The organism is Clostridium sp. (assembly GCF_032552055.1).
Classification (GTDB): domain Bacteria; phylum Bacillota; class Clostridia; order Clostridiales; family Clostridiaceae; genus Clostridium.
Map to the genome: position 1 here is coordinate 1 of NZ_JAWGSV010000147.1, position 7,674 is coordinate 7,674.

At 26.2% G+C, this 7,674-nt stretch carries 9 protein-coding genes; 8 read left to right on the forward strand and 1 reads right to left on the reverse strand.

Annotation, left to right across the window (positions count from 1 at the left end):
- Nucleotides 1-113: 113 nt before the first annotated feature.
- From E6248_RS10465 to E6248_RS10490, 6 genes are read left to right on the forward strand one after another with little or no spacing between them, the layout of a single operon-like run.
- The gene (locus tag E6248_RS10465) at nucleotides 114-680 is read left to right on the forward strand and encodes a DUF5317 family protein (RefSeq protein ID WP_316340751.1); all 567 of its coding nucleotides are present in this window, start codon (nucleotides 114-116) and stop codon (nucleotides 678-680) included.
- A 10-nt stretch (nucleotides 681-690) separates the two neighbouring features.
- Nucleotides 691-1,158 carry a hypothetical protein gene (locus tag E6248_RS10470; protein WP_316340752.1) on the forward strand — a complete coding sequence of 156 codons (468 nt, stop codon included), beginning with the start codon at nucleotides 691-693 and terminating at the stop codon, nucleotides 1,156-1,158.
- Nucleotides 1,151-1,831, forward strand: a complete 681-nt coding sequence (locus tag E6248_RS10475) for an accessory gene regulator B family protein (protein ID WP_316340753.1) — start codon at nucleotides 1,151-1,153, stop codon at nucleotides 1,829-1,831. Before E6248_RS10470 ends, E6248_RS10475 begins: the two co-directional genes overlap by 8 nt.
- Nucleotides 1,812-1,946, forward strand: coding sequence for a cyclic lactone autoinducer peptide (locus E6248_RS10480; protein ID WP_136006217.1), 135 nt, complete (start codon nucleotides 1,812-1,814; stop codon nucleotides 1,944-1,946). Before E6248_RS10475 ends, E6248_RS10480 begins: the two co-directional genes overlap by 20 nt.
- Nucleotides 1,947-2,004: 58 nt before the next feature.
- A complete protein-coding gene (locus tag E6248_RS10485; RefSeq protein WP_316340754.1) occupies nucleotides 2,005-3,702 on the forward strand; it encodes a diguanylate cyclase in 1,698 nt (565 codons plus the stop codon).
- A gap of 24 nt (nucleotides 3,703-3,726) precedes the next feature.
- Nucleotides 3,727-4,623, forward strand: a complete 897-nt coding sequence (locus E6248_RS10490; RefSeq protein WP_316340755.1) for a Gfo/Idh/MocA family oxidoreductase — start codon at nucleotides 3,727-3,729, stop codon at nucleotides 4,621-4,623.
- Nucleotides 4,624-4,661: 38 nt separating this feature from the next.
- On the opposite strand, the gene E6248_RS10495 is transcribed toward E6248_RS10490, so the two are convergent.
- Complete coding sequence (locus tag E6248_RS10495; protein WP_316340756.1) at nucleotides 4,662-5,798, reverse strand: AI-2E family transporter; 1,137 nt, start codon at nucleotides 5,796-5,798, stop codon at nucleotides 4,662-4,664.
- Between the two features lie 149 nt (nucleotides 5,799-5,947).
- On the opposite strand from E6248_RS10495, the gene E6248_RS10500 reads away from it, so the two are divergent.
- Nucleotides 5,948-6,535 carry an NUDIX hydrolase gene (locus tag E6248_RS10500; RefSeq protein ID WP_316340757.1) on the forward strand — a complete coding sequence of 196 codons (588 nt, stop codon included), beginning with the start codon at nucleotides 5,948-5,950 and terminating at the stop codon, nucleotides 6,533-6,535.
- A 150-nt stretch (nucleotides 6,536-6,685) separates the two neighbouring features.
- A complete protein-coding gene (locus E6248_RS10505) occupies nucleotides 6,686-7,663 on the forward strand; it encodes an alpha/beta hydrolase (protein WP_316340758.1) in 978 nt (325 codons plus the stop codon).
- Nucleotides 7,664-7,674 lie beyond the last annotated feature (11 nt).

The following is a 7,674-nucleotide window of genomic DNA, read 5'->3' on the forward strand; positions in this document are numbered from 1 at the left end:
GTAAAAAAATGATAAAAAGTGGGTAAAGTATGGAAAATAATTTTAATAGATGATATAATCAATTCATAAATTAAATTATTAACAAGAAAGGTGATTTAAAAAAGTATAAAATTATGATAGAAACTGTATTGATATCATTAATAATATGTAAGATAAAGAAATATGACATTAAAGGATTATTTAAAAATTGGACAATTTATCCAGTTATTTTTATGGAGTTTGTGTATTTATTTATACAAATAAATATTTTTATGGAGAATTATAGATATATAGATATTGTGGCACCGTTGAAAACAGTCTATTTATGTTCTTATCTGCCTTTAGTATTTAAATATAGGAAATATACAGAAGCTATTATTGGATCTGTTTTTGTAATAATAGGTGGAATATTGAATGATATAGCAATAGCAGCTAACAATGGATTTATGCCAGTTTTCCCTAGTCTTTCATATTTAACTGGATATGCAAAACCAGATTCATTTAATAAAGTTAATGATATTCATATACTTGGTGATACGAGTACTAAACTTAAGCCTCTAACTGATATTTTTGATATTGGATATAGCATTTTAAGTTTAGGAGATATTTTTATTAGATTTTACATTTTTATTATTGTTTATAGTATTATAAAAGATTTAAATACAAGTACTGAAGAAGATATGGTAATTAACTACAGATAAGGAGAAGATTATGTTAAAACTTGAACCAATAGAATTTTTTCTAAGAGCAATACCAGAGGGATTATTAATTATATTAGGAATCTATGTCTTATCTAAGACTAGCATAGATAAGAGAAAATATTTAGTATCAAGTATTGTTTATGCAATTACAATTTTTTGTATAAGATTATTACCAATTAACTATGGCGTACATACTATCTTAATATTATTATTTTTAGTGTTATTAACTATTATCTATATAAAGATAGATGTAATACTAACTATGAGAAGTGCTCTTATAGGATTTTTACTACAATTTATTTCAGAAGGAATAAATGTATTTATATTGCAGCTAATACCTAATATTAATTTAGATAAATTATTTCTAAATCCAGTATCAAAAACACTTTTAGGAATACCTTCATTAATGTTATTAGCTATAATAATATATATTTTTTATATTTTAGATAAAAGGAAAGATGTGTTAAAAGATGTATAGTGTAGAGGCCTTATCAAAAAAAATAGCTGATAACTTAAGAAAAGAATTAAATTATGATGATGATAAGACTAGTGTTATAGAGTATGGGCTCTATGCCTTCTTTCAGATAGGATTATCAATAATTTTAGTAGCCATTGTTGGTGGAATACTTAATGTTATGTTAGAAGCGTTAATTATTTCTTTTGTAATTAGTATTTTTAGAAAATACTCAGGGGGAGCCCATGCAAGTGAAGCTTTTAACTGTGCTATTATTGGTGTTTTAGTATCAGTAATACCAGCAATAATATTCACAAAAATAGATATTAACACAAATTACTTAATATTAGTCGGGGGATTAGTTTACTTAATTTCTATTATAGTAACATACAATCTTGCTCCTGTAGATAATCCTAACAAACCTATAAAAAGTCCGACTAAAATTAGAAGATTAAAAAAGGGATCTATTATTTTATTAACTATATATATGGTCTTATCTTTAGCAATGATATTTATTTATCGAGAAAGCTTAAATATGAATTATTTAGTATATTCTACATGTATTTATTTTGGGGTTTCTTGGCAAGTGCTAACACTTACCCAGATAGGACATTCATTAGTGAATGTAATAGATTCTTTATTAATAAAAATTTTAAGTTTTAAAGGGGGAATTAAAAATGAAAAAATTAAACAGTAAGGTAATGATGGCAGTAGCAGCATTTGCTACAGTTATAGCTTCAACAGTTGCTACTTCAGCATGTTTCTGGTGCTCATACCAACCAGAAGAGCCAAAATGCTTAAGAGATGAGTAATTGAAAAAATAAAGATCGGGTAACCGATCTTTATTATCATATAGAAATGGTGATAAATATGAAGGAAATTAAAAAGAGTAGAATTAAGCAAATTGATGATATGGCATCTATAGTAAAGTTGGCATCTTTGATGTTTACAGCAATAATTTTCTTTCAATATTTTTTTAATGAAGAAGGCATGCTGTTAGATTCTTTTTATAGTACATCTATATTTATTCCAATAGTTGGAGGATGTCTTGTATTAACAATAATTTATATGCTATGGTCATTTCAAGTGAATGAAAATACAAATAAGCCTGTATTAAAATATAAGATATTAATTGAAAATATACTTTTCATGGTGATATTGTTTTTTGCTGTGGTTATTTCTGGTGCAAATAAGAGCCATTATAAGTTTATATTTTTATTTATAATTACTAGTACAACTATACAATCTGGAATGAAAAGTGGAATGATAACTTCTATAATTGCATCAGTAGCTATTCTAGTAATGGATATTTTGTGTATGCCAGGAGCTACAATAAATAAATATTTTCAAGATGATTTATTATTAGCTGGAGTATTTATATTAACCGCATGGCCATTAGGATTTTATGTGAAAATAGAAGGTGAACATATAGAAAAGTTAGAAAACTTAGTTAATAAGGATGGACTAACTGGAGTATATAATCATAGATATTTTCAAGATTCCCTAAAGGAATTAATTATTAGCGCAAAGAATAAAAAAGAAAAATTAGCTATGATTTTGACTGATATAGATTATTTTAAGCATTACAATGATCTATATGGTCATCAAAAGGGAGATGAAATTTTAAAGTCTATTGGTAAAATATTAAGGGATAGCTCTGGAGAAAAAAGTATAACTGCAAGATATGGTGGAGAAGAATTTGCTATAATTTTACCAAATACTAATGAAGAAGAAGCTTTGAAAATTGCTGATAAAATTAGAATGATTATTGAAAAAACAAAATTTTATGGTGAAGAAAATCAGCCTAATGGTGTATTGACTGTATCAATGGGAATATCTACTTTCCCAGATAAAGCTAGAAATGAAGTAGACTTAATTAAAAGTGCTGATGATGCTTTATATAGAGCAAAATTCTTTAATAAAAATAGAGTTGAAACATATAGTTCTATATTAGATGATTTAAAAAATGATATAGAGGAAAAAGATATTGAGTTAGTTACATCTATTAAAACATTAATAAGTGTTATTAATGCGAAAGATAGATATACATATGGTCATTCAGAAAGAGTAGTTTTATATAGTAAATTATTATCAGAAAAATTAAATTTACCAATGGAGGATAGATCCAATCTTATTCAAGGTTCTTATATGCATGATATTGGGAAAATAAATATTTCCAAGGAAATACTTTTAAAGAAAATGCCTTTAACTAAAGAGGAATGGGAGATTTTAAAAAGTCATCCTGAAGAGGGGATAGAAATTATAAAGCCAGTTAAATCATTAGAGAAAATTATACCTATTATTAAACACCATCATGAAAGATTTGATGGTACAGGATATCCAGATAAGTTAAAGGGAGAGGAGATTCCTTATTTATCTAGGGTATTAAGTGTTGTAGATAGTTTTGATGCAATGACATCAAATAGACCTTATAATAAAAGAAAAACTTATGAGGAGGCAATATTGGAACTAAGAAAGTTTTCAGGTACTCAATTTGATCCTAATATAGCAGAAAAATTTATAGAGGTTATTGAAGAAAATAAAGAAAAGTTTGATAATATTAGGTAAGAGAAATTATAAGGGGATGGTTAAGTGAGAATAGGAATAATAGGTTTAGGTAATATTTGTGAAAAGGCATATTTACCTGTAATTACAGCTATGGAAGATTTAGAAATAGTTTTTTGTACTAGAAATAATAATAAGTTAAAGTCTTTATCTAATAAATATAGAATAAGTGAGGCTGTTAATACTGTTGATGAGTTAATAGAGAAAAAAATAGATGCGGCTTTTGTTCATACAGCTACAGAAAGTCATATAGAAATAATAGAAAAATTAATAAAAAATGATATTCATGTTTATGTAGATAAGCCTATTAGTTATGATTATGATGAAAGTAAAAGAATAAGTGAGCTTGCTAAAAAGCAAAATAAAATATTTATGGTAGGCTTTAATAGAAGATTTGCTCCTATGTATTCAAGACTTAGAGATAATAGTCCAACAATAATAAAGCTTCAAAAGAACAGGGTATTAAAACCTAAGGATCCTATTGTTTTTATATTAGATGATTTTATTCATGTTATAGATACACTAAGATTCTTAGCTAAGGATAAACTTGAATTATTAAATGTTAGTGCTTTAAAGAAGGATAATATTTTATATAACGTAGTAGTGACTCTAGGAAATAAAAATACAACATGTATAGCTATAATGAACAAGGATAATGGATTAAATGAAGAAATATTAGAATATTCAATTAGTGGAGAAAAAACTATTGTAAGGAATTTAAATAGCTCTAAAATTGCTACACAAAATATAGAAAAAAGTTTAGAATTTAATGATTGGGATACTATTTTATATAGAAGAGGATTTGATTCAATAATTAATGAATTTATAAGAGCTGTTAAAAATGGAAAACAACCAAGCCCTTCTATAGATGATGCATTAGAAAGTCATAAGTTGTGTGATGAAATAATAAAGAGAATAATTTAATTTTAAAGTTTAAGTGGGCTGTTTGTGAAACAGCCCACTTATAATTTTACCTTTTTTTCATTAAGTTTTTTATATGTTACTTCCTTTATTAATTGATATATAACGCTAAAAGTTGGTATTCCAATTAGCATCCCTACAAGTCCTAAAGTACTTCCACCAACAATCATTGCAAGCATAACCCATATTGCAGAAAGTCCAACAGAATTTCCTACAACTTTAGGATATATTATATTACCTTCAAATTGTTGAAGACATAGTAAAAATATTACAAACCATACTGCTTTGATAGGATCTATTATAAGTATTAAGAACACTGCAGGAATTGCACCGATAAAAGCCCCGAAAATAGGTATCAAGGCCGTAACACCTATAAGTACACTAATTAGTAATGCATATGGCATTGATAAAATGCTCATACCTATAAAACATAGAACTCCTAAGATAACTGCTTCAATACATTGCCCTGTAATAAACTTAGAAAATGTATAATTTGATAACTTAGATATATCAATGATTTTCTTAGCAAACTCTTTTTTAGAAAAAGCAAAGAGTAATTTCTTAAAGTTTAATACTAATTTTTCTTTACTAGATAACATGTAAATAGTTAGTATAACAGAAAGGATAAAGTTAATTACTCCACTTGTAATAGTAACTGTAGTGTTTAAAATTCCTGCTAATGAAGTAGTTAAGAAGCTAGTAAATAAATATAATAGATCTTCCCATGTGTTCATTAGAGTATTATAAGCATTTTGAAGAATTTCAGTTGAGGAGATGTATTGATTAATTAATTCTTCAAAAGAATTTATATAGCCAGGTACGGCATCTAGTAAAGTAGAAATACTATTAACAAGTTCTGGTATTACAAATAGACCTAAAGCAACAATTAAACCTATTACAGTTATAAAAGTTGATAAAATTGATAAAGGTCTTTTAAGATTTTTAATAAAGTCTGATTTATTAGTATCTAAGAACTTGAAAACTTTATTCTCAAAAAATTTCATTGGTAGATTTAATACAAATGCCATAGAAAAAGCTAGAATAAATGGATTTAAGATACTTAGAAAACCTCCAAGAATTGAAAAGATACCTTTTATATTTAATAATATAAAATAAAGTATCATTAAATAAGTACCAAGTAATAGGTTTTCTTTAAATTTATTATTTAGTTCTTTCAAATTGAAATATCCTCCATAAACTAAAAGTATAGTATAATTGTAAAGCAAGTACAAAAATTATGCTAGTACTAAAGTTGAATGAATTGTAAAATAAAAGTAAAATAAGAGTGAAGTATAATATAATAATATAAAGAGTTGGAGATGTAAAAATGAGTAAGGTAACGGTTAAAAACATAAAAAAATTAGCAGATACTAAATATTTAAAGTTATATAGTGCTGAGTACATAAATAAAAAGGGAACCCTTAGGGATTGGACTATTGCTTCTCGTAAGAATATAGAAGACTTAAACAATAAATTTTTCGAGAATGGAGAAGATAAGCCAGATGCTGTAGTTATAATAGCTAAGCATATAGAAGAGGAGAAATTAGTCTTAATAAAACAATTTAGAGTTCCGATAAATGACTATGTTATAGAATTGCCTGCAGGTCTTATTGACGAAGGTGAAAATTTTATTGAAACAGTAAAGAGAGAATTAAAAGAAGAGACGGGTTTAGATTTAGTTAAAATAGATGAAAAAAGAACTAATAAGAAGGTATATGTATCTGTTGGAATGACAGATGAATCAATATCTTTAGTTTACTGTACTTGTAATGGGAATCCTTCTAATGAGAACTTAGAAGATGATGAAGATATAGAAGTTATATTGGTTTCTAAAGAAGAAGCAAAGGAATTACTTAATACTGAAAAAAATATTGATGTGAAAGCTTTATTAGCAATAGAAAATTATATTAAATAGAAGTTATAAAAATAAATATAGAAATTAATTGTTAAAGGAGTTATCTTATAAGATGGCTCCTTTAGTTTATTAATTTATTAAACTTCATCTTAGGCTTATAAATATTCTAATTAGAGATAAAATACTAAAAAAGACTTAAGAGGTATGACCATGGATAAGAGAGAGTATTTTATTAATTTTGGTATGGATGAAGATGTTGTTGAAATGGTTAAAGATAAACTAGATGATATAAAGGTTACTGGGAATCTAAAGGGCGAATTAGATAATAAAATGTATTACGAGATTTATAAAATTAATGAGGATAGAGGCGGAATAGTGATTTCTCATGGTTTTACTGAATGTATAGAAAAATATAGGGAGTTTATTTATTATTTAACTAGGGAAGGATATTCAGTTTACATAATGGAGCACAGAGGACATGGAAGGTCTGGGGAACTTGGAACTCTTCATAAAAGCCAAGTTAATGTTGAAAACTTTAATTATTATGTTGATGATTTAAAAATATTTATAGATGAAGTAGTAGTAAAAAGAAATGAAGATAAAGATCTATTTTTGTTTGGACATTCAATGGGTGGAGCTATAAGTGCGATGTTTATAGAAAAGTATAATGATTATTTTAAAAAGGCTATATTATCTTCACCAATGTTAAAGATAGCTGTAGGAAGCGTTCCTAGTTTTCTAGCTATAATTTTAAGTAAGATACTAATTATATTTGGAAAAGGAGATAATTTTATATTTGGAAATATGCCTTATGAAAGCACTTATGATTTTACCTTAGCTTCAACTTCTAATGAAAGCAGATATAATATTTATTATAGAGAAGTATTAGCTAATGAAAATTTGCAAAGAGGAGGAGGTTCCTTTAAGTGGCTCTACGAATCTTTAATTGCAATTAAATATATATTGAAGAAGAAAAATATAAGTAAAATAAAGATACCTATATTATTATTTCAAGCTGGAAAAGATGAACTTGTAGGTGAGCGAGGGATTAAGAAGTTTGTAAAATTATGCAAAACCGCTAAACTCATATATTATAAAAATGCTAAGCACGAATTATATTTAGAAAACAATGATATTCTTGAAGATTATTTAGATAAAATATTTGACTTTCTACAGGATATACAATAAAATCTAAAAAA

Coding starts and splice junctions, on each gene's coding strand:
- E6248_RS10470 (WP_316340752.1), top strand. CDS start 691: ATGTTAAAACTTGAACCAATAGAATTTTTTCTAAGAGCAATACCAGAG.
- E6248_RS10475 (WP_316340753.1), top strand. CDS start 1,151: ATGTATAGTGTAGAGGCCTTATCAAAAAAAATAGCTGATAACTTAAGA.
- E6248_RS10465 (WP_316340751.1), top strand. CDS start 114: ATGATAGAAACTGTATTGATATCATTAATAATATGTAAGATAAAGAAA.
- E6248_RS10485 (WP_316340754.1), top strand. CDS start 2,005: ATGAAGGAAATTAAAAAGAGTAGAATTAAGCAAATTGATGATATGGCA.
- E6248_RS10480 (WP_136006217.1), top strand. CDS start 1,812: ATGAAAAAATTAAACAGTAAGGTAATGATGGCAGTAGCAGCATTTGCT.
- E6248_RS10505 (WP_316340758.1), top strand. CDS start 6,686: ATGGATAAGAGAGAGTATTTTATTAATTTTGGTATGGATGAAGATGTT.
- E6248_RS10500 (WP_316340757.1), top strand. CDS start 5,948: ATGAGTAAGGTAACGGTTAAAAACATAAAAAAATTAGCAGATACTAAA.